This is a genomic window from Mycolicibacterium arabiense, assembly GCF_010731815.2.
Lineage (GTDB): Bacteria > Actinomycetota > Actinomycetes > Mycobacteriales > Mycobacteriaceae > Mycobacterium > Mycobacterium arabiense.
In genome coordinates this window covers 716,990-737,585 of sequence record NZ_AP022593.1, presented here as the reverse complement: position 1 = coordinate 737,585, position 20,596 = coordinate 716,990, and the positions used below count along the sequence as shown (strand labels likewise).

17 protein-coding genes and 2 rRNA genes are annotated in these 20,596 nt (G+C 66.8%); all 19 read left to right on the top strand.

What is annotated here, in order from left to right; translation table 11 throughout:
* Positions 1 to 139 precede the first annotated feature (139 nt).
* The 19 genes from G6N61_RS05215 to der all read left to right on the top strand — a co-directional run bounded on the left by G6N61_RS05215 (position 140) and on the right by der (position 20,375).
* Positions 140 to 3,278, top strand: a 23S ribosomal RNA gene (locus G6N61_RS05215).
* A gap of 119 nt (positions 3,279 to 3,397) precedes the next feature.
* Positions 3,398 to 3,510: ribosomal RNA gene (gene rrf, locus G6N61_RS05210) — 5S ribosomal RNA — on the top strand.
* 102 nt (positions 3,511 to 3,612) lie between these two features.
* Positions 3,613 to 4,482 (top strand): tetratricopeptide repeat protein, encoded by an 870-nt coding sequence (locus G6N61_RS05205; protein ID WP_163917570.1) that lies wholly within the window; start codon positions 3,613 to 3,615, stop codon positions 4,480 to 4,482.
* Position 4,483: 1 nt separating this feature from the next.
* Positions 4,484 to 5,482, top strand: coding sequence for an HAD-IIA family hydrolase (locus G6N61_RS05200; protein WP_163917569.1), 999 nt, complete (start codon positions 4,484 to 4,486; stop codon positions 5,480 to 5,482).
* A gap of 29 nt (positions 5,483 to 5,511) precedes the next feature.
* Entirely contained in the window at positions 5,512 to 5,691 is a 180-nt protein-coding gene (locus tag G6N61_RS05195) for a hypothetical protein (RefSeq protein WP_163917568.1), read from the top strand.
* Positions 5,688 to 6,494 carry a TlyA family RNA methyltransferase gene (locus G6N61_RS05190; protein ID WP_163917567.1) on the top strand — a complete coding sequence of 269 codons (807 nt, stop codon included), beginning with the start codon at positions 5,688 to 5,690 and terminating at the stop codon, positions 6,492 to 6,494. Before G6N61_RS05195 ends, G6N61_RS05190 begins: the two co-directional genes overlap by 4 nt.
* Positions 6,491 to 7,414, top strand: coding sequence for an NAD kinase (locus G6N61_RS05185; protein WP_163917566.1), 924 nt, complete (start codon positions 6,491 to 6,493; stop codon positions 7,412 to 7,414). Before G6N61_RS05190 ends, G6N61_RS05185 begins: the two co-directional genes overlap by 4 nt.
* Positions 7,414 to 9,192 (top strand): DNA repair protein RecN, encoded by a 1,779-nt coding sequence (gene recN, locus G6N61_RS05180; RefSeq protein ID WP_163924606.1) that lies wholly within the window; start codon positions 7,414 to 7,416, stop codon positions 9,190 to 9,192. Before G6N61_RS05185 ends, recN begins: the two co-directional genes overlap by 1 nt.
* Positions 9,193 to 9,313: 121 nt before the next feature.
* The gene (steA, locus tag G6N61_RS05175; protein ID WP_163917565.1) at positions 9,314 to 10,498 is read left to right on the top strand and encodes a putative cytokinetic ring protein SteA; all 1,185 of its coding nucleotides are present in this window, start codon (positions 9,314 to 9,316) and stop codon (positions 10,496 to 10,498) included.
* A 9-nt stretch (positions 10,499 to 10,507) separates the two neighbouring features.
* Complete coding sequence (locus G6N61_RS05170) at positions 10,508 to 11,449, top strand: copper transporter (RefSeq protein WP_163917564.1); 942 nt, start codon at positions 10,508 to 10,510, stop codon at positions 11,447 to 11,449.
* Positions 11,450 to 11,596: 147 nt separating this feature from the next.
* On the top strand, positions 11,597 to 13,336 hold the full coding sequence (locus G6N61_RS05165) for a CTP synthase (RefSeq protein WP_163917563.1): 1,740 nt from the start codon (positions 11,597 to 11,599) through the stop codon (positions 13,334 to 13,336).
* Complete coding sequence (locus G6N61_RS05160) at positions 13,329 to 13,943, top strand: NUDIX domain-containing protein (RefSeq protein WP_163917562.1); 615 nt, start codon at positions 13,329 to 13,331, stop codon at positions 13,941 to 13,943. The genes G6N61_RS05165 and G6N61_RS05160 overlap by 8 nt, the downstream gene beginning before the upstream one ends.
* A complete protein-coding gene (gene xerD / locus G6N61_RS05155) occupies positions 13,940 to 14,914 on the top strand; it encodes a site-specific tyrosine recombinase XerD (protein WP_179973569.1) in 975 nt (324 codons plus the stop codon). The genes G6N61_RS05160 and xerD overlap by 4 nt, the downstream gene beginning before the upstream one ends.
* Positions 14,915 to 15,035: 121 nt before the next feature.
* Positions 15,036 to 15,905: a ParA family protein gene (locus G6N61_RS05150; protein WP_163917561.1), complete on the top strand. Its 870-nt coding sequence runs from the start codon at positions 15,036 to 15,038 to the stop codon at positions 15,903 to 15,905.
* Positions 15,902 to 16,729 carry a segregation/condensation protein A gene (locus G6N61_RS05145; RefSeq protein ID WP_163917560.1) on the top strand — a complete coding sequence of 276 codons (828 nt, stop codon included), beginning with the start codon at positions 15,902 to 15,904 and terminating at the stop codon, positions 16,727 to 16,729. The genes G6N61_RS05150 and G6N61_RS05145 overlap by 4 nt, the downstream gene beginning before the upstream one ends.
* Positions 16,726 to 17,436, top strand: coding sequence for an SMC-Scp complex subunit ScpB (gene scpB, locus G6N61_RS05140; protein ID WP_163917559.1), 711 nt, complete (start codon positions 16,726 to 16,728; stop codon positions 17,434 to 17,436). The genes G6N61_RS05145 and scpB overlap by 4 nt, the downstream gene beginning before the upstream one ends.
* 1 nt (position 17,437) lies before the next feature.
* Positions 17,438 to 18,184, top strand: a complete 747-nt coding sequence (locus G6N61_RS05135) for a pseudouridine synthase (RefSeq protein ID WP_163917558.1) — start codon at positions 17,438 to 17,440, stop codon at positions 18,182 to 18,184.
* The gene (gene cmk / locus G6N61_RS05130; protein WP_163917557.1) at positions 18,181 to 18,867 is read left to right on the top strand and encodes a (d)CMP kinase; all 687 of its coding nucleotides are present in this window, start codon (positions 18,181 to 18,183) and stop codon (positions 18,865 to 18,867) included. The genes G6N61_RS05135 and cmk overlap by 4 nt, the downstream gene beginning before the upstream one ends.
* Before the next feature lie 92 nt (positions 18,868 to 18,959).
* Complete coding sequence (gene der / locus G6N61_RS05125; RefSeq protein ID WP_163917556.1) at positions 18,960 to 20,375, top strand: ribosome biogenesis GTPase Der; 1,416 nt, start codon at positions 18,960 to 18,962, stop codon at positions 20,373 to 20,375.
* Positions 20,376 to 20,596 lie beyond the last annotated feature (221 nt).

The window sequence follows — 20,596 nt, the reverse complement described above, 5'->3', positions numbered from 1 at the left end:
TTTGATTCGTGGATAGTGGTTGCGAGCATCAGACTGCTGATGGCGCCGTCGTCGTGTTCGCCTCTTCGGGGGTGGGCGTGGTGGGTGTTGTTGGTGGTGTGTTGTGGTGTGATTTTTCTTTGTTTAATGGTTTTGTGCTTTGTAAGTGTTTAAGGGCGCATGGTGGATGCCTTGGCATCAGAGGCCGATGAAGGACGTGGGAGGCTGCGATATGCCTCGGGGAGCTGCCAACCGAGCGTTGATCCGAGGGTGTCCGAATGGGGAAACCCAGCACGAGTGATGTCGTGTTACCCGTATCTGAATACATAGGGTGCGGGAGGTAACGCGGGGAAGTGAAACATCTCAGTACCCGTAGGAAGAGAAAACAATAGTGATTCCGTGAGTAGTGGCGAGCGAAAGCGGAGGATGGCTAAACCGCATGCATGTGATACCGGGTAGGGGTTGTGTGTGCGGGGTTGTGGGACCCATCTTATCGGGGCTACCTCCCTGGTGGGCAGTGAGAAAATGTCGTGGTTAGCGGAAGTGGTCTTGGGATGGCCTGCCGTAGACGGTGAGAGCCCGGTACGTGAAAACCCGATGTCTGCCTTGATGGTGTTTCCCGAGTAGCAGCGGGCCCGTGGAATCTGCTGTGAATCTGCCGGGACCACCCGGTAAGCCTGAATACCTTCTGATGACCGATAGCGGATTAGTACCGTGAGGGAATGGTGAAAAGTACCCCGGGAGGGGAGTGAAATAGTACCTGAAACCGTGTGCCTACAAGCCGTCAGAGCCCTCGTTCATGCGTGGGGTGATGGCGTGCCTTTTGAAGAATGAGCCTGCGAGTCAGGGACATGTCGCGAGGTTAACCCGTGTGGGGTAGCCGCAGCGAAAGCGAGTCTGAATAGGGCGTATCCACACAAGAGTGTGTGGTGTAGTGGTGTGTTCTGGACCCGAAGCGGAGTGATCTACCCATGGCCAGGGTGAAGCGCGGGTAAGACCGCGTGGAGGCCCGAACCCACTTAGGTTGAAGACTGAGGGGATGAGTTGTGGGTAGGGGTGAAAGGCCAATCAAACTCCGTGATAGCTGGTTCTCCCCGAAATGCATTTAGGTGCAGCGTTGCATGGTTCTTGCCGGAGGTAGAGCTACTGGATGGCCGATGGGCCTCACAAGGTTACTGACGTCAGCCAAACTCCGAATGCCGGTAAGTCAACAGTGTGGCAGTGAGACGGCGGGGGATAAGCTCCGTGCGTCGAGAGGGAAACAGCCCAGATCGCCGGCTAAGGCCCCTAAGCGTGTGCTAAGTGGAAAAGGATGTGCAGTCGCGAAGACAACCAGGAGGTTGGCTTAGAAGCAGCCACCCTTGAAAGAGTGCGTAATAGCTCACTGGTCAAGTGATTGTGCGCCGATAATGTAGCGGGGCTCAAGCACACCGCCGAAGCCGCGGCAACCAACACCTTTTAGGTGAGGTTGGGTAGGGGAGCGTCCTGCACACCGGTGAAGCCACCTAGTGATGGTGTGGTGGAGGGTGTGGGAGTGAGAATGCAGGCATGAGTAGCGATAAGGCAAGTGAGAACCTTGCCCGCCGAAAGACCAAGGGTTCCTGGGCCAGGCCAGTCCGCCCAGGGTGAGTCGGGACCTAAGGCGAGGCCGACAGGCGTAGTCGATGGACAACGGGTTGATATTCCCGTACCCGTGTGTGCGCGTCCCTGATGAATCAGCGGTACTAACCGCCCAAATCCATGCTCACTTGATCCCTTCGGGGTGATGGGGGTGTGGGGCTGCGCGGGACCTTCGCTGGTAGTAGTCAAGCGATGGGGTGACGCAGGAAGGTAGCCGTACCAGTCAGTGGTAATACTGGGGCAAGCCCGTAGGACGACATCTAGGCAAATCCGGGTGTCACATGGTCCGAGAGGTGATGCATAGCCGAGTGAGGCGAATTCGGTGATCCTATGCTGCCAAGAAAAGCCTCTAGCGAGTGCTAACACGGCCCGTACCCCAAACCGACACAGGTGGTCAGGTAGAGAATACCAAGGCGTACGAGTGAACTATGGTTAAGGAACTCGGCAAAATACCCCCGTAACTTCGGGAGAAGGGGGACCCCCATATCGTCATGGCCCTTGCGGCCGGCAGCGGGAGGGGGTGGCACAAACCAGTGAGAAGCGACTGTTTACTAAAAACACAGGTCCGTGCGAAGTCGCAAGACGATGTATACGGACTGACGCCTGCCCGGTGCTGGAAGGTTAAGAGGACCGGTTAACTCCCTTCGGGGGGTGAAGCTGAGAATTTAAGCCCCAGTAAACGGCGGTGGTAACTATAACCATCCTAAGGTAGCGAAATTCCTTGTCGGGTAAGTTCCGACCTGCACGAATGGCGTAACGACTTCTCAACTGTCTCAACCATAGACTCGGCGAAATTGCACTACGAGTAAAGATGCTCGTTACGCGCGGCAGGACGAAAAGACCCCGGGACCTTCACTACAACTTGGTATTGGCGCTCGGTACGGTTTGTGTAGGATAGGTGGGAGACTGTGAAACCCGCACGCCAGTGTGGGTGGAGTCATCGTTGAAATACCACTCTGATCGTATTGGGCTTCTAACCTCGAACCGTATATCCGGTTCAGGAACAGTGCCTGGTGGGTAGTTTAACTGGGGCGGTTGCCTCCAAAAGAGTAACGGAGGCGCCCAAAGGTTCCCTCAACCTGGACGGCAATCAGGTGTTGAGTGTAAGTGCACAAGGGAGCTTGACTGCGAGACATACATGTCGAGCAGGGACGAAAGTCGGGACTAGTGATCCGGCACCCCCGAGTGGAAGGGGTGTCGCTCAACGGATAAAAGGTACCCCGGGGATAACAGGCTGATCTTCCCCAAGAGTCCATATCGACGGGATGGTTTGGCACCTCGATGTCGGCTCGTCGCATCCTGGGGCTGGAGCAGGTCCCAAGGGTTGGGCTGTTCGCCCATTAAAGCGGCACGCGAGCTGGGTTTAGAACGTCGTGAGACAGTTCGGTCTCTATCCGCCGCGCGCGTCAGAAGCTTGAGGAAACCTGTCCCTAGTACGAGAGGACCGGGACGGACGAACCTCTGGTCTACCAGTTGTCCCACCAGGGGCACCGCTGGATAGCTACGTTCGGACAGGATAACCGCTGAAAGCATCTAAGCGGGAAACCCCCTCCAAGACCAGGCTTCTCACCCATTTAGTGGGATAAGGCCCCCCGCAGACCACGGGATTGATAGACCAGACCTAGAAGACCAGTAATGGTCGTAGGGAACTGGCACTAACCGGCCGAAAACTTACACACAAACCCATCAAGGGAAAATCGTGTAAGCACCACAACGCGTTCGCAACCACGCACATCCACGATATCGAACAGACCACACCCCACCACCAAAAACACCTGGGGCTGCAAAAGAATAGAGTTACGGCGGTAATAGCGGCAGGGAAACGCCCGGACCCATCCCGAACCCGGAAGCTAAGCCTGCCAGCGCCGATGATACTGCCCTTCCGGGCGGAAAAGTAGGACACCGCCGAACACCCATTTAAGCCCAGTGGCCCCCAATCCAAGATTGGGGGCCACTGGCATTTCTGCATTCGAATTCGAATCAAGAAATGGGCCGTCATCGCCAGCCGGCTGAATGAACCGTAAGCTCGGCGGAGAAGCGCGAGAAGTAGGAAGGCATCACGTGGCCCAAGACAGGCAAGGCGGTGACCGACGGTCGCAGCGTCCCTCGGGATCGGGTGGGCCTCGCCGGCCACAGCGTGATTCCCGTGGCGCCCCCCGTTCGTCCGGCCCGAATCGAGCCCGGCCGAATCAGCCGCGCTCCGACGGAGATTCGGGGGAACGGTCGGGCCCTGCCCTGCCGCCACAGATCGAGGCCAAGCAGCTCGCCCCCGACGTGCGCAGCGAACTGCTCACCCTGGACAAGTCGACTGCCGACTACGTCGCCCGCCATCTGGTCGCAGCCGGCGATCTCCTCGAGGAGAACCCGCAGAAGGCGCTCGAGCACGCGCAGGCGGCCCGTGGCCGTGCAGGCCGGATTGCCGCCGTGCGTGAGGCCGTGGGCATCGCGGCCTACCACTGTGGCGACTGGGCCCAGGCGCTCTCGGAGTTCCGCGCCGCCCGCCGCATGGGCAGCAAGTCGGCGCTCCTGCCGTTGATCGCCGACTGCGAGCGCGGCGTCGGCCGACCGGAACGGGCTGTCGAACTGTCCCGTACCCCCGAGGCGGCCGCGCTGACCGGTGACGACGCCGACGAACTCCGGATCGTCGTCGCGGGAGCACGCTCCGATCTGGGTCAGCACGAACAGGCGTTGGCGGGGCTGTCGTCGCCGCCACTGGATTCCACGCGTACCGGCCAGACCGCCGCGCGACTGTTCTACGTCTATGCCGACACACTCCTCGAACTGGGCCGGACGGCGGATGCCCTGCAGTGGTTCATCCACGCCGCAGCTGCCGACCTCGAAGGGCTCACCGATGCCGAGGAACGCATCACGGAGCTCTCCTGAGGTGACGACTCTCGCCGAGCAACACGACTGCCTGCTCCTCGATCTCGACGGCACCGTCTTCCGTGGCCACCAGGCGACCGAGGGGTCCGTCGAGACCCTCGCGTCGGTGACGGGTCGGGCATTGTTCGTCACGAACAACGCCTCCCGCGCACCCGGCGACGTGGCCAAGCACCTCAACGAGATGGGCTTCGTCGCCGATGCCGACGACGTGGTGACGAGCGCACAGAGTGCCGCGAAGCTGCTGGCGTCTCAATTGCCCTCGGGTGCACGGGTTCTGGTGATCGGCACCGATGCGCTCGCCGACGAGATGAGCAACGTCGGGCTCGTACCGGTGCGCGAAGCGACCGACGACCCCGCGGCCGTCGTGCAGGGACACTCACCCGAGACCGGCTGGGCGAACCTTGCCGAGGCCGCGCTCGCCATCCGCTCCGGCGCGACGTGGGTCGCCGCGAACGTCGACCGCACCCTGCCATCGGAACGGGGCCTGCTGCCGGGAAACGGCTCGATGGTCGCTGCGCTGCGGACCGCCACCGACCAGGATCCCCAGGTGGCCGGTAAGCCGGAGCCGACCCTGCTCAACGATGCACTGGCCCGCGGACGATTCGAGTCGCCGCTGGTGGTCGGCGACCGCCTGGACACCGACATATCTGGCGCCAATGCCGCGGGGCTGCCAAGCCTCATGGTGCTCACCGGCGTGAGCACGGCACCGGAGATGGTGCGCGCCGTCCCCCGAGAGCGCCCCGACTACCTCGGAGCCGACCTGCGGTCCTTGCACGACGACGCCGACACACTGCGCGTCGCGCCGCATCCGGCGTGGCGCGTCGACGTCGATGGCGATCGGGTCACCGTCCATGCGAAGGGTTCCGCAACCGACGATTCACTGACGGTGGTGCGCGCCGTCGCCAGTGCGGTGTGGGAATCGGGCATCGAGCCCGGGTTCGTCGTCGACGCAGGGGACGACGTGGCGCGGCAGGCGCTGGAACGCTGGTCGCTGGTCTGACGGCCGCATCGGCTAGCGTGAGAGTCGACATGAGTACCGACCCCGATCAGATTCGGGTGGAGATCGAGGCGCTGCTCGCTGATCTGCCCGCAGCCCATGCCCCCGGCGCGGACGTGGAAGCCATCGCCGTGCGCCTGGAAGAAGCGCACGACCTGTTGGTTCAGGCCTTGGAGTCGGTCGAGCGTGGCCAGGTGAGCGGAGGCGCGTGACTCGTCGTGCCCGGGTCGACGCCGAACTGGTCAGACGTGGTCTGGCACGGTCGCGGCAGCAGGCGGCCGAATTGATCGGCGCAGGCAGAGTCCGGATCGACGGCATACCGGCCGCGAAGCCGGCGACTGCGGTGGCACTCGACGCCCGCCTCACCGTGGCCGAGGACGAACGGACGTGGGTGTCGCGCGGAGCGCACAAGCTGATCGGCGCTCTGGACGCGTTCGGCATCGACGTCACCGGCCGCCGGTGCCTCGATGCGGGTGCGTCGACCGGAGGGTTCACCGAGGTACTACTCGACCGCGGCGCCGTAGAGGTCGTGGCGGCCGACGTCGGATACGGGCAACTCGCGTGGTCGCTGCGCTCCGACGATCGCGTCACGGTCGTCGAGCGTACGAACGTCCGCAACCTCACCACGGAGATGATCGGCGGACCGGTCGACCTGGTCGTCGCGGACCTGTCGTTCATCTCGCTGACGACGGTGCTACCCGCGCTCGCGTCGTGCGCGTCCCCGGACGCCGATATCGTTCCCATGGTGAAGCCGCAATTCGAGGTCGGCAGGGAGCGGGTCGGTCAGGGTGGCGTGGTGAGCGATCCCGAACTGCGGATCGACGCCGTTCTGACCGTCGCGCGCCGGGCCGCTGAACTGGGCTGGCCCGCAGTCGATGTGACGTCCAGCCCGTTACCCGGGCCGTCCGGCAACGTCGAGTTCTTCCTCCGGCTGCGGACGCCCGCGCCGGAATCGCTGGACGGTGCCGCGCTCGACGCGGCCGTCCGTAACGCAGTCGAGAAGGGGCCCCAGTGACCACCGAACGCACTGTTCTGCTCGTGGTGCACACCGGCCGCGACGACGCGACGGAGACCGCGCGCCGGGTCGAGAAGGTGCTCCGCGACAACGGGGTGGCCCTGCGGGTGCTCGCGGCCGAGGCCGTCGACCGTGGATCCATGCGGCTGGCGCCGCATGACCCGACGGAGTGGGGTCTGGACAGCGGGGTCGTCGACGCCGATGAGCGGGCCGCCGAGGGGTGCGAGCTGGTGCTCGTCCTGGGTGGCGACGGAACCTTCCTGCGGGCAGCCGAACTGGCACGCAACGTGGAGATCCCGGTGCTCGGGGTCAACCTCGGCCGGATCGGCTTCCTCGCCGAAGCCGAGGCCGACGCGCTCGACAGCGTGCTGGAGCACGTCATCCAGCGTGACTACCGGGTCGAGGAACGCATGACACTCGACGTCGCCGTGCGCGTCGACGGCAAGATCGCGCAACGCGGCTGGGCGCTCAATGAGGCCAGCCTGGAGAAGGGCCCGCGGCTTGGCGTCCTCGGCGTCGTGCTCGAGGTCGACGGACGGCCGGTCTCGGCATTCGGGTGCGACGGCGTGCTGGTGTCGACGCCGACCGGGTCGACGGCGTATGCGTTCTCTGCGGGCGGACCGATCCTGTGGCCGGACCTCGAGTCGATCCTCGTCGTGCCGAACAATGCGCATGCGCTGTTCGCGCGGCCGATGGTCACCAGCCCGGATGCCGCGATCGCGATCGAGGTCGAAGCCGGCGGTTATGACGCGATGGTGTTCTGCGACGGTCGCCGCGAGATGCAGGTGCCGGCGGGAGGCCGCCTCGAGGTGACCCGGTGCGGAACGCCGCTCAAGTGGATCCGATTGGACAGTGCGCCGTTCACCGACCGCCTGGTGCGGAAGTTCCGGTTGCCGGTCACGGGTTGGCGCGGACAGTAGTGCTCTCCGAGATACGCATCGAGGCGTTGGGCGCCATCAACGCGGCCACCGCGGAGTTCGACCGCGGGCTGACGGTGTTGACGGGCGAGACCGGCACCGGCAAGACCATGGTCGTCACGGGTCTGCATCTGCTCGGCGGTGCACGCGCGGACGCCAACCGCGTGCGGTCGGGTTCCGACCGCGCCGTCGTCGAGGGACGGTTCAGCACCGACGACCTGACTCCCGACGTCGCCGCCCGCATCGACGAGGTGCTCGACGCGTCGGGCGCGGTGCGTGACGACGACGGCAGCGTCATCGCCGCACGCTCGGTGAGTCGCGACGGCCCGTCCCGGGCGTATCTTGGCGGCCGCAGCGTTCCGGCGAAGTCACTCAGCACGTTCACCACCGAATTGCTGGCCCTGCACGGGCAGAACGATCAGCTGCGGTTGATGCGGCCCGACGAACAGCTCGTTGCGCTCGACCGGTTCGTCGACGTCGAGTCGGCGCTGAGCCGCTACCGCAGTGCGCGGGAGGCGTGGCTGACGGCGCGGCGCGATCTCGCCGACCGCAGGCAACGGGCCCGGGAGATGGCGCAGGAGGCGGACCGGCTGCAGTTCGGTCTGCAGGAGATCGACTCCGTGGCGCCCCTGCCGGGGGAGGACGAGGCGCTCGTCAACGACATCCGCAGGCTCTCCGAACTCGACGCCGTCCGCGATGCCGCATTGGTGGCGCGCACGGCGCTGGCAGGACCGGTGGACGAACCGGCAGCCGAGGGCACGTCGGCCGCCGACGGCGTGGGCCAGGCCAAGGCCGCGCTGAGCGCCACCGACGACGCTGCGCTGCGGACACTCGGCGACCGCCTGACCGAGGCAATGGCCGTGATCGGTGACGTGGCAACCGAACTCGGCGACTTCCTGTCCGAATTGCCCAGCGACGCAAGCACCTTGGAGACGAAGCTGGCCCGGCAGGGGGAGTTGCGCGCACTCACCCGCAAGTACGCAGCCGACATCGACGGCGTGCTGGCGTGGGCGGAGGACGCGCGGCGCCGCGTGCAGCAGCTCGACGTGTCGGAGGAGGCGTTGGCCACGCTGGCGCAGCGCGTCACCGAACTGGAGGGCGCGGTCGTGACCGCTGCCGTCGCGATCACCAAGACACGTACCAAGGCGGCGAAGGCGCTGGCCAAGGCCGTCACGGCCGAACTCGCGGGTCTCGCGATGACCGGGGCGGGGTTCTCCATCTCGGTGTCGCCGATGCCCGCGCGGGCCGACGACTCGGCGCCGCTCACGCTGCCCACCGGGGAGATCGTGCACGCCGGCCATCACGGCGTCGACGCGGTCGAATTCGGCTTCACGCCGCACTCGGGGTCGGATGCGCTGCCGCTGTCCAAGAGCGCGTCGGGCGGTGAGCTGTCGCGGGTGATGCTCGCGCTGGAGGTCGTGCTCGCCAAGTCGGCGGAGGGCACCACGATGGTGTTCGACGAAGTCGATGCTGGCGTCGGCGGCCGGGCAGCCGTGCAGATCGGCCGGCGTCTGGCCCGGCTCGCGCGGACGCACCAGGTGATCGTGGTGACCCACCTGCCGCAGGTGGCTGCGTACGCCGACGTCCACCTGATGGTGGACAGCACCGGCGGACGGGGAAAGTCGAGCGAGGTCCGCAGGCTCGACGACGACGCGCGGGTGGCCGAATTGGCGCGCATGCTCGCGGGTTTGGGGGAGTCGGACAGCGGGCGCGCGCACGCGCGCGAACTGCTCGAGGCTGCGCGGGACCACGCGCTGCAGGACGCGGGCCAAACCGCCTGAGCGGAATCGTCACCGAACGTCGCCCGATGCGTGTTGCAGATGTGACAAAAGGAAACTGGAGTGACGCATGTTTCGGCGCGCCTCCACCTCAACTTGAGGGTTGGCCGACAGAATCGCCCTCATGAAGATGTCAGCGCTGCTCTCCCGTAACGCCGGTACCCGCCCCGGCGTCTCAGGTACCGCCCGCGTCGACCGCGACATCGACCGACTGTTGCGGCGGGTCGGGCCGGGCGACATCGTGGTCATCGACGCCCTGGACCTCGACCGGATCACCGCCGACGCGCTCGTCGAGGCTCAGGTGGCCGCCGTCGTCAACGCGTCGCCCTCCATCTCCGGGCGCTACCCGAACCTGGGCCCCGAGGTGCTGGTGGCCAACGGCGTCACCTTGATCGACGAGACCGGCCCCGAGATCTTCAAGAAGGTCAAGGACGGCGCGCGGGTCCGCCTGCACAACGGCGGCGTCTACACCGGCGATCGTCGTCTCGCACTCGGGCACGAGCGCACCGACCTCGAGATCCACGATCTGATGATCGAGGCGAAGACGGGTCTGGTCGCACATCTGGAGGCGTTCGCGGGCAACACGATCGAGTTCATCCGCAGCGAGAGCCCCCTGCTGATCGACGGGATGGGCATCCCCGACATCGACGTCGACGTCAGCCGCCGTCACGTCGTCGTCGTCGCGGAGGGGCCGGCTGCCGCCGACGACCTCAAGGCGCTCAAGCCGTTCATCAAGGAGTACCAGCCGGTCCTGGTCGGCGTCGGCATGGGAGCCGACATCCTGCGCAAGGCCGGCTATCGGCCCGCCCTGATCGTCGGCGATCCCGACGTCATGAGCGTCGAGGTGCTCCGGTCGGGTGCACAGGTGGTGCTGCCCGCCGACGCCGACGGGCACGCGAAGGGCCTCGAACGCATCCAAGACCTCGGCGTGGGCGCCATGACGTTCCCCGCGGCGGGTTCGGCTGCCGACCTCGCGCTGCTGCTGTGCGATCACCACGGGGCGTCACTCATCGTGACCGCGGGGCACACCGCGAACATCGAGGAGTTCTTCGACCGCACCCGCCAGGACAGCAACCCGTCGATGTTCCTCACCCGGCTCAAGGTGGGCGAGAAGCTCGTCGACGCCAAGGCCGTGGCGACGCTGTACCGCAGCCGGATCTCTGGCGGCGCGATCGCCCTGCTGGTGCTCGCCATGCTGGTCGCCGTGATCGTCGCGCTGTGGGTGTCGCGCGCCGATGCCGCAGTACTGCAATGGGTTTCGACCTACTGGGATCAGTTCTCCCTGTGGGTCCAGGGTCTGGTCACCTAGGGCTCGACGGTGATCTCGCTTCGCTCGCATGCCATATCGCTTGCCGCGGTGTTCCTGGCCCTGGCGATCGGGGTCATGCTCGGTTCCGGTCTGCTGTCGAACACGCTGCTGGCCGGGTTGCGCGACGACAAGGCCGAACTGCAGACGCAGATCGACGACCTCACCGAGGAGAAGAACGCTCTCAACGAACGGCTCAGTGCCGCCGGTGATTTCGACTCGTCGATGTCGCCGCGCATCCTGCGTGACGCGCTGAAGGACAAGTCGGTCGTCGTGTTCCGCACACCTGACGCCGCCGACGACGACGTCGACGCGCTGACCCGCTACGTGGGTACGGCAGGCGGCACCGTCACGGGCACGATCGCGCTCACCCAGGAGTTCGTCGAAGCCAACTCCGCGGAGAAGCTGCTATCGGTCGTGAACTCGCCGATCGTTCCCGCGGGCCGCCAGCTGAGCACCAAGCTCGTGGACCAGGGGTCCCAGGCGGGCGATCTGCTGGGCCTGTCGCTGCTGCGCGGCAAGGACCCCGCCGCCGCGGGCGTCGACGACGCGCAACGCGACACCGTGCTGGCTACGCTGCGCGACACCGGTTTCCTGACCTACGGCGAGCAGCGCATCGGGCTCGCCGACACCGCCCTCATCGTCACCGGCGCAGGCCTGGCCGAGGACGCAGGCAACCAGGGGTCCACCGTCGCCCGCCTCGCGGGCGGTCTCGCCCCGCACGGCGCCGGGACCGTGGTCGTCGGCCGCGACGGCTCGGCATCGGGTACGGCTGCGGTGTCGGTGATCAGATCCGACCCGAGCCTGAGCGGTGCGGTGAGCACGGTCGACGACGTCGACGCGCAGTCCGGTCGGATCACCGCGGTCCTCGCCCTCGCCGACCTCGCGGGCGGCGGGAGTCCCGGCCAGTACGGCGTCGGCCAGGGCGCCGCCTCGGTCACCCTGCCGCAGTAGCGCAGGTGTGGGCGACACCGCATCTGCGGCGCGCCAACGACACTCCGACGGCGTCGGTGTTAGGGTGAGATTCCGTGGGTCGGCAGGCCCCGAACCAGGCTTCAGCCCGGAAAACCAAGCCCTGCCCCATCACCACGGAGGTCGCTGTTGCCATCACTACGCAAGCACCCGCAGACCGCGACCAAACACCTCTTCGTCAGTGGTGGTGTCGCGTCTTCTCTGGGCAAGGGCCTGACGGCCAGTAGCCTCGGGCAGCTGCTCACGGCGCGGGGTCTGCAGGTGACCATGCAGAAGCTCGACCCGTACCTCAACGTCGACCCGGGCACCATGAACCCGTTCCAGCACGGTGAGGTGTTCGTCACCGAGGACGGCGCCGAGACCGACCTCGACGTCGGGCATTACGAGCGCTTCCTCGACCGCAACCTCAGTGGTTCGGCCAACGTGACGACCGGGCAGGTCTATTCGACGGTGATCGCCAAGGAACGTCGTGGCGAGTACCTCGGCGACACCGTTCAGGTGATCCCGCACATCACCGACGAAATCAAGCGCCGCATCCTGGCGATGGCGCTGCCGGACGCCGACGGCACCCGGCCCGACGTCGTGATCACCGAGATCGGTGGCACCGTCGGCGACATCGAGTCGTTGCCGTTCCTCGAGGCCGCCCGTCAGGTCCGTCACGAGGTGGGCCGGGACAACTGCTTCTTCCTGCACGTGTCACTGGTGCCGTACCTGGCTCCTTCCGGGGAACTGAAGACCAAGCCGACCCAGCACTCGGTGGCCGCGCTGCGCAGCATCGGCATCAGCCCCGACGCGTTGATCCTGCGGTGTGACCGCGACGTACCGGAACCGTTGAAGAACAAGATCGCGCTGATGTGCGACGTCGACATCGACGGCGTCATCTCCACACCGGACGCGCCGTCGATCTACGACATCCCGAAGGTGCTGCACCGCGAGGAACTCGACGCGTACGTGGTGCGCAAGCTGAACCTGCCGTTCCGCGACGTCGACTGGACGCAGTGGAACGACCTCCTGCACCGGGTCCACGAACCCCGCGAGACCGTGCGAATCGCACTGGTGGGCAAGTACATCGACCTCTCCGATGCGTATCTGTCGGTGGCCGAGGCGCTGCGCGCGGGTGGCTTCAAGCAGCACGCCAAGGTGGAGATTCGCTGGGTCGGCTCCGATGACTGCGAACTGGACGCGAACGCCGCCGCTGCGCTCAACGACGTCCATGGCGTGTTGATCCCCGGTGGCTTCGGCATCCGCGGCATCGAGGGCAAGATCGGCGCGATCAAGTTCGCCCGCACGCACGGCATTCCGGTCCTCGGGTTGTGCCTGGGTCTGCAGTGCATCGTCATCGAGGCCGCGCGGTCGGTGGGGCTCACCGAGGCCAGCTCTGCTGAGTTCGACCCGGACACTCCGGATCCGGTGATCGCGACCATGGCCGACCAGGAGCACATCGTGGCGGGGGAGGCCGACCTCGGCGGGACGATGCGCCTCGGTGCCTACCCGGCCGTCCTGCAACCCGATTCGATCGTGGCCACGGCGTACCAGTCGATCGACGTCTCCGAACGGCACCGGCACCGCTACGAGGTGAACAACGCCTACCGGGACAAGATCGCCAAGAGTGGTCTGCGGTTCTCGGGCACATCGCCCGATGGTCACCTCGTCGAGTTCGTCGAGTACGACCGCGAGACCCATCCCTTCCTGGTCGGCACGCAGGCGCACCCCGAGCTCAAGAGTCGGCCGACGCGTCCGCACCCGCTGTTCGCGGCGTTCGTCGGCGCGGCGCTGGACTACAAGGCGGCAGAGCGGCTTCCGATGGAGTTCGACGAGCACGAAGAGCCCACTACGGCCGCCGAACTCGAGCAAGCCGCCCGTGGCTGACCACGAATTCGACACCGTCGCCAGCGAGACGCTGTACGTCGGGAAGATCTTCGCCCTGCGCGCCGACGAGGTCCGGATGCCCGGTGGCGGCACCGCCCGGCGCGAGATCGTGGAGCACTACGGCGCGGTGGGCATCGTGGCACTCGACGACGACCGCAACGTCGTGATGGTGCATCAGTACCGGCACCCGGTGAAGCGACGGCTCTGGGAGCTGCCCGCCGGCCTGCTCGACATGGGTGACGAACCGGCGCACGAGACCGCGGCCCGCGAGTTGATGGAGGAAGCCGGCCTCGCCGCCGGTACGTGGCGCGTGCTGGTCGACGTCATCTCCGCGGCCGGCTTCAGCGACGAGAGCGTGCGGATCTACCTGGCCACCGACCTGACCGAGGTCGACCGGCCCGAGGCTCACGACGAGGAGGCCGACCTGACCGTCGAGCGGATGCCGCTCGCGAAGGCGGTCGAGATGGTGCTGGCCGGCGAGATCGTGAACTCCCTTGCCGTCGCCGGAATCCTGGCCGCTGCCACGATCACCGACGTCGAGACGCTGCGAGGCGTCGACGCGCCGTGGCGTGACCGCTCGAATGCCTTCAGGACCCGGCAGAGGTGACCACCTTCGAAGCGCGCGCCGAGTCCACGGGTGACACCGCGGTGCTCGACGAACAGCTTCGGGGCTACCTCGATCACCTGACCATCGAACGCGGGGTGGCAGCCAACACGCTGACGTCCTACCGACGCGACCTACGCCGCTACGCCGAACACCTCACGTCCCGCCGCGTGGCCGATCTGCGCGACGTCACCGAGGTCGACGTGAGCGAGTTCCTGGTGGCGCTGCGCAAGGGCGATCCCGAGGCGGGCGCGGTGGCGCTGTCGGCCGTGTCTGCCGCGCGTGCGCTGATCGCGGTGCGCGGACTGCACCGCTTCGCCGCCGCGGAGGGGCTCACCGACGTCGACGTCGCGCGCACAGTCAAACCGCCGACGCCCGGTCGCAGGCTGCCGAAGAGTCTCGGTGTCGACGAGGTGCTGGCACTGCTCGAGGGCGCAGGCGGTGACGGCGAGGCCGACGGACCGCTGACGCTGCGCAACCGTGCGCTGCTCGAGGTGCTGTACTCCACCGGCGCCCGGATCTCCGAAGCGGTGGGGCTCGACGTCGACGACGTGGACGTCCACTCGCGGTCGGTGCTGCTCCGCGGCAAGGGCGGCAAGCAGCGCTTGGTGCCGATCGGCAGACCCGCGGTGAGCGCTCTGGACGCCTACCTGGTCCGCGGCAGACCCGACCTGGCGCGCCGCGGCAAGGGCACGCCTGCGATCTTCCTCAACGCCCGCGGTGGCCGACTGTCACGGCAGAGCGCCTGGCAGGTGCTCCAGGACTCGGCCGAGCGGGCAGGCATCTCGGCCGCGGTGTCCCCGCACACGCTGCGGCACTCCTTCGCCACCCATCTCCTCGAAGGCGGGGCCGACGTCCGCGTCGTGCAGGAACTCCTCGGCCACGCCTCGGTGACGACCACGCAGATCTACACCCTCGTCACGGTCAGCGCGCTGCGGGAAGTCTGGGCCGGGGCCCATCCCCGGGCCCGGTGAGCCCGACCGTGCCCGACGTGACGCCCGGCCTGCGGGTCTGGCGTTGCCGGGGCCTCATCGCCGTTAGACTTCACCGGATGTTCGCCAAGCCCGGGGGTTGCATGACCAGCGGCGGCTACGCATGAGCACCGAGGAGTCCGGCGGCACCTCCGACGGCACCGGTCTGACGGGGCGCCCGGTTCGGCACATCCCCGAACCGCAGCCGCGGACCAGCCATGGCCCGGCCAAGGTCATTGCGATGTGCAACCAGAAGGGCGGGGTCGGCAAGACTACGTCGACAATCAACCTGGGCGCCAGCCTCGCCGAGTACGGCCGCCGGGTGCTGCTGGTCGACCTGGACCCGCAGGGTGCGCTGTCGGCAGGCCTCGGCGTCCCGCACTACGAACTCGACCAGACCGTCCACAACCTGCTCGTCGAGCCCAGGGTTTCCATCGACCAGGTGCTGTACAAGACCCGCGTCAGCGGCCTGGACCTGGTGCCGAGCAACATCGACCTGTCCGCGGCGGAGATCCAGCTGGTCAACGAGGTGGGCCGCGAGCAGTCGCTGGCACGTGCGCTGTATCCCGTGCTCGATCGCTACGACTACGTGCTGATCGACTGCCAGCCGTCCCTCGGTCTGCTGACGGTCAACGGACTGGCCTGCGCCGACGGTGTGATCATCCCCACCGAGTGCGAGTACTTCTCGCTCCGCGGGCTGGCGCTGCTGACCGACACCGTGGAGAAGGTGCACGACCGGCTGAACCCGAAGCTGTCGATCAGCGGCATCCTGGTCACCCGCTACGACCCGCGCACGGTCAACGCCCGCGAGGTGATGGCACGCGTCGTGGAGCGCTTCGGCGACCTGGTCTTCGACACTGTGATCACCCGTACCGTCCGCTTCCCGGAGACGAGCGTCGCCGGCGAGCCGATCACCACGTGGGCCCCCAAGTCGGGCGGCGCACTGGCGTATCGATCGCTGGCCCGTGAAGTCATCGACCGGTTCGGCGCGTGAGCACGGACACGGCGACGTCGGAGGAGGCAACACCCCAGGCCGGCTTTCAGGTGCGGCTGAGCAACTTCGAGGGACCGTTCGATCTGCTGTTGCAGCTGATATTCGCCCATCGGCTCGACGTCACCGAAGTCGCACTGCACCAGGTCACCGACGAATTCATCGCCTACACGAAGGCGATCGGGCGCCAATTGGAACTCGACGAGACCACGGCGTTCCTCGTGGTCGCGGCCACCCTGCTGGACCTCAAGGCCGCACGTCTGCTGCCGTCGGGCGACGTCGACGACGAGGAGGACCTGGCACTGCTGGAGGTCCGCGACCTGCTGTTCGCGCGCCTGCTGCAGTACCGGGCGTTCAAGCACGTCGCGCTGATGTTCGCCGAACTCGAGGCGGCGGCGATGCGCAGCTACCCACGGTCGGTGTCGTTGGAGGATCGGTACGCCGATCTGCTACCCGAGGTGATGCTCGGGGTCGACCCGGACAGCTTCGCCAACATCGCCGCCGCGGCGTTCACGCCCCGACCGGTTCCGTCGGTGCGCCTGGACCACATGCACGAGCCGGCGGTGTCGGTCCCCGAGCAAGCCAAGCGCCTGCTGGCGCTGCTCGAAGCTCGGGGTGTGGGGGAGTGGGCGACGTTCTCCGACCTGGTCGCCGACTGCTCTGGTGGGCTCGAGATCGTGGGCCGCTTCCTGGCGCTCCTCGAGTTGTACCGCGCCAGAGCGGTAACATTCGAGCAACCAGAACCGCTTGAAGTGCTGCACGTTTCGTGGACCGGCGATCGGCCCACCAACGAGCATCTGGCAGCAGCGGTGGAAGAAGACTCATGAGCGACCAAGACCCCGCACAGCAGGACCACGTCGAGCACACCGATCTCGGCATCGACCTCGCCGAACCCACCGACATGAGCGACGCCGAACTGGGCGCCGTGCTGGAGGCGCTGCTGCTGGTGGTCGACGCCCCAGTCCCGGTAGACGCCCTGGCCGGGGCGTGCGAGCAGCCCGCCTATCGCGTGCAGGCCAAACTGCAGCAGATGGCCGGCGACCTCGCCGCCCGCGACAGCGGGATCGACCTGCGCGAGGCGGGCGGTGGGTGGCGGATGTACACCCGTGCCCGGTATGCGACCTATGTCGAGCGCCTGCTGCTCGACGGCACGCGATCGAAGTTGACGCGCGCGGCGTTGGAGACATTGGCCGTGGTGGCCTACCGTCAACCCGTCACGAGGGCTCGGGTCAGCGCCGTGCGAGGCGTCAACGTCGACGCGGTGATGCGCACGCTGCTGGCCCGCGGACTCATCACCGAGGCGGGTGTCGATCCCGACGGCGGCGCAGTGACGTTCGCGACGACCGAGCTGTTCCTGGAACGGCTCGGGCTGACGTCGCTGCGCGACCTGCCCGACATCGCACCACTTCTGCCCAACGTCGACGTCATCGACGACATCACCGAAACACTCAGCGAGGAGCCACGATTCATGAAGCTCGGCGGTAACCCGGCGGCGGGCAGCCAGCCGTTGGCATTCGACGTGGACAAGGACTGACGTGACTGGAGACGATGAAGGCGTCCGCCTGCAGAAGGTGTTGTCGCAGGCCGGTGTCGCCTCGCGCCGCGTCGCGGAGCGCATGATCACCGACGGGCGCGTCGAGGTGGACGGTGAGATCGTCACCGAACTCGGCAGCCGGGTGGATCCGGACAAGTCGGTCATCCGCGTCGACGGCGCCCGGATCATGGTCGACGACAACCTCGTTCACTTCGCGCTGAACAAGCCGAAGGGCATGCAGTCCACGATGTCCGACGATCGCGGCAGGCCGTGCGTCGGCGACATCGTGGAGCATCGGGTGCGCGGCAACCACAAGCTGTTCCACGTGGGACGCCTCGATGCCGACACCGAGGGTCTGATGATCCTGACCAACGACGGGGAGCTCGCACACCGGTTGATGCACCCGTCGTTCGAGGTGCCGAAGACGTATCTCGCGACGGTGCTGGGGACGGTGCCGCGAGGAATGGGCAAGAAGCTGCGCGCCGGGATCGAGTTGGACGACGGCCCCGTCGCGATCGACGACTTCGCCGTCGTTGGCGCGGTGCCGGGCAAGTCGATGGTCCGGATCACGTTGCACGAGGGTCGCAAGCACATCGTGCGACGCCTGCTGGCCGAGGTCGGCTTCCCGGTGCAGGAATTGGTGCGGACAGACATTGGTTCCATCGAGCTGGGCGATCAGCGGCCGGGCAGCATCCGGGTGTTGACCAGCAAGGAGATTGGCGACTTGTACAAGGCGGTGGGGATGTGACGGAGGCGACCATCGCCATCGACGGGCCGGCCGGAACCGGAAAGTCCTCGGTGTCACGGGGTTTGGCGCGCGCCATGGGTGCGCGCTACCTCGATACCGGTGCGATGTACCGGATCGTGACGCTGGCCGTTCTCCGTGCGGGCGTCGACCCGTCGGACTCGGGTGCCGTCGCGGATCTGGCGGCTGGAGTGGACTTGGGCGTGGGCTTCGACCCCGACGAAGACCGTTCCTACCTCGGGGGCGAGGACGTCTCCGGCGAGATCCGTGGCGATGCCGTGACGCGGGCGGTGTCGGCAGTGTCGGCGGTGCCGGAGGTTCGTACGCGCCTGGTGCAGCGGCAGCGCGAACTCGCCGACGGCCCCGGCAGCGTCGTGGTGGAGGGCCGGGACATCGGAACGGTGGTGCTGCCCGACGCCGACGTGAAGATCTTCCTGACCGCATCGGCCGAGGAGCGCGCCCGTCGCCGTGATCGGCAGAACGTCTCCAACGGCTTGCCGGGTGACTACGAGACGGTGCTTGCCGACGTCCGGCGCCGGGACCACCTGGACTCCACGCGCGCGGTCTCCCCGTTGCGGGCAGCCGACGACGCAATCGTGGTCGATTCCAGTGACATGACCGAAGCCGAGGTCGTCGCACATCTGCGGGATCTCGTTGAGCAGCGTGCGCGAGTGAGGCAGCGATGAGCGCTTGCGCGAAGAGCAGAGGGCAGCGATGAGCGCTTGCGCGAAGAGCAGAGGGCAGCGATGAGCGCTTGCGCGAAGAGCAGAAGGCAGCGATGAGCGACGAAGAGCACGGCACCTGGTACGACGAAACCGACTGGGAGGTCGGGTCGGAGGAGTTCGAGACCGAACTCGAGGAGGACTTCGCGCCGCCACCGGTGGTGGCTGTGGTCGGACGGCCCAACGTCGGCAAGTCGACGTTGGTGAACCGCATCCTCGGCCGTCGCGAAGCCGTCGTGCAGGACATCCCCGGCGTGACCCGGGACCGGGTGTCCTACGACGCGAACTGGCTGGGCCGTCGATTCGTCGTGCAGGACACCGGCGGGTGGGAGCCCGACGCCAAGGGACTGCAGCAGTTGGTCGCCGAGCAGGCGTCGGTGGCGATGCGCACGGCGGACGCGATCATCCTGGTCGTCGACGCGGTCGTCGGTGCGACGTCGGCCGACGAGGCCGCTGCCAAGAAGCTGCAGCGCGCCGGCAAGCCGGTGTTCCTCGCTGCCAACAAGGTCGACAGCGAGCGCGTCGAATCCGAGGCCGCCGCGCTGTGGTCGCTGGGGCTGGGGCAGCCGTACTCGGTGAGTGCCATCCACGGGCGCGGCGTGGCCGACCTGCTCGACGTGGTCCTGGAGAAGTTGCCCGAGGCGTCCGAGGTGGCCTCCGGTGGCGCGGGACCGCGCCGCGTCGCGCTGGTGGGCAAGCCGAACGTCGGCAAGAGTTCACTGCTCAACCGCCTGGCCGGCGATGAACGCTCGGTGGTGCACGACGTGGCGGGCACCACGGTGGATCCGGTCGACTCGCTGATCGAGATGGACGGCAAGCTGTGGCGGTTCATCGACACGGCAGGCCTGCGTCGCAAGGTGGGACAGGCCAGCGGGCACGAGTTCTATGCCTCCGTGCGGACCCGCGGGGCAATCGACGCCGCCGAGGTCGTCATCGTGCTGATCGACTCGTCGGAGACGCTCACCGAGCAGGATCAGCGGATCCTGGCGATGGTGATCGAGTCCGGCCGGGCGCTGGTGATCGCGTTCAACAAGGCGGATCTGGTCGACGAGGACCGGCGATACACCCTCGACAAGGAGATCGAGCGCGAGCTCGCCCAGTTGCAGTGGGCGCATCGGATCAACATCTCGGCCAAGACCGGCCGCGCCGTGCAGAAGCTGGCTCCGGCGCTGGAGAGCGCACTCGAGTCGTGGGATGCCCGCATCTCGACCGGACGGCTCAACACCTTCCTCAAGGAGGTCGTCGCCGCGACGCCGCCGCCGGTGCGCGGTGGCAAGCAGCCGCGGATTCTGTTCGCGACCCAGGCGACGGCCCGACCGCCGACCTTCGTGCTGTTCACGACGGGGTTCCTGGAGGCCGGGTACCGCCGGTTCCTGGAGCGCCGCCTGCGCGAGACGTTCGGCTTCGAGGGCAGCCCGATCCGGATCAACGTGCGGGTGCGCGAGAAGCGCGGAGCCGGCTCGAAGCGCTAGCTGGTCGGAATAACCCCGATGAACGCCCGTTGAGTATGGTTGACCGAGCAGTCGAGAGGAGTGGCCGTGGCTGAACATGCCTATCGCACCGCCCCCTCTTCGGCGTTCGCGCTCGAGCCGTTCTGGCCGTCCCGACGGCTGATGGCATTCGACGAATGGTGTCGTACGCGTCGTTAGATACGCGTCTCTGCACACCTGACGGTCGCACGCGGCCTCATCGT

Bases quoted from the DNA above. Each gene is read 5' to 3' on its own strand.
- G6N61_RS05195 (WP_163917568.1), top strand. From the start codon at position 5,512: ATGAGTACCGACCCCGATCAGATTCGGGTGGAGATCGAGGCGCTGCTC.
- G6N61_RS05205 (WP_163917570.1), top strand. From the start codon at position 3,613: ATGAACCGTAAGCTCGGCGGAGAAGCGCGAGAAGTAGGAAGGCATCAC.
- der (WP_163917556.1), top strand. From the start codon at position 18,960: ATGAGCGACGAAGAGCACGGCACCTGGTACGACGAAACCGACTGGGAG.
- steA (WP_163917565.1), top strand. From the start codon at position 9,314: ATGAAGATGTCAGCGCTGCTCTCCCGTAACGCCGGTACCCGCCCCGGC.
- scpB (WP_163917559.1), top strand. From the start codon at position 16,726: ATGAGCGACCAAGACCCCGCACAGCAGGACCACGTCGAGCACACCGAT.
- G6N61_RS05150 (WP_163917561.1), top strand. From the start codon at position 15,036: ATGAGCACCGAGGAGTCCGGCGGCACCTCCGACGGCACCGGTCTGACG.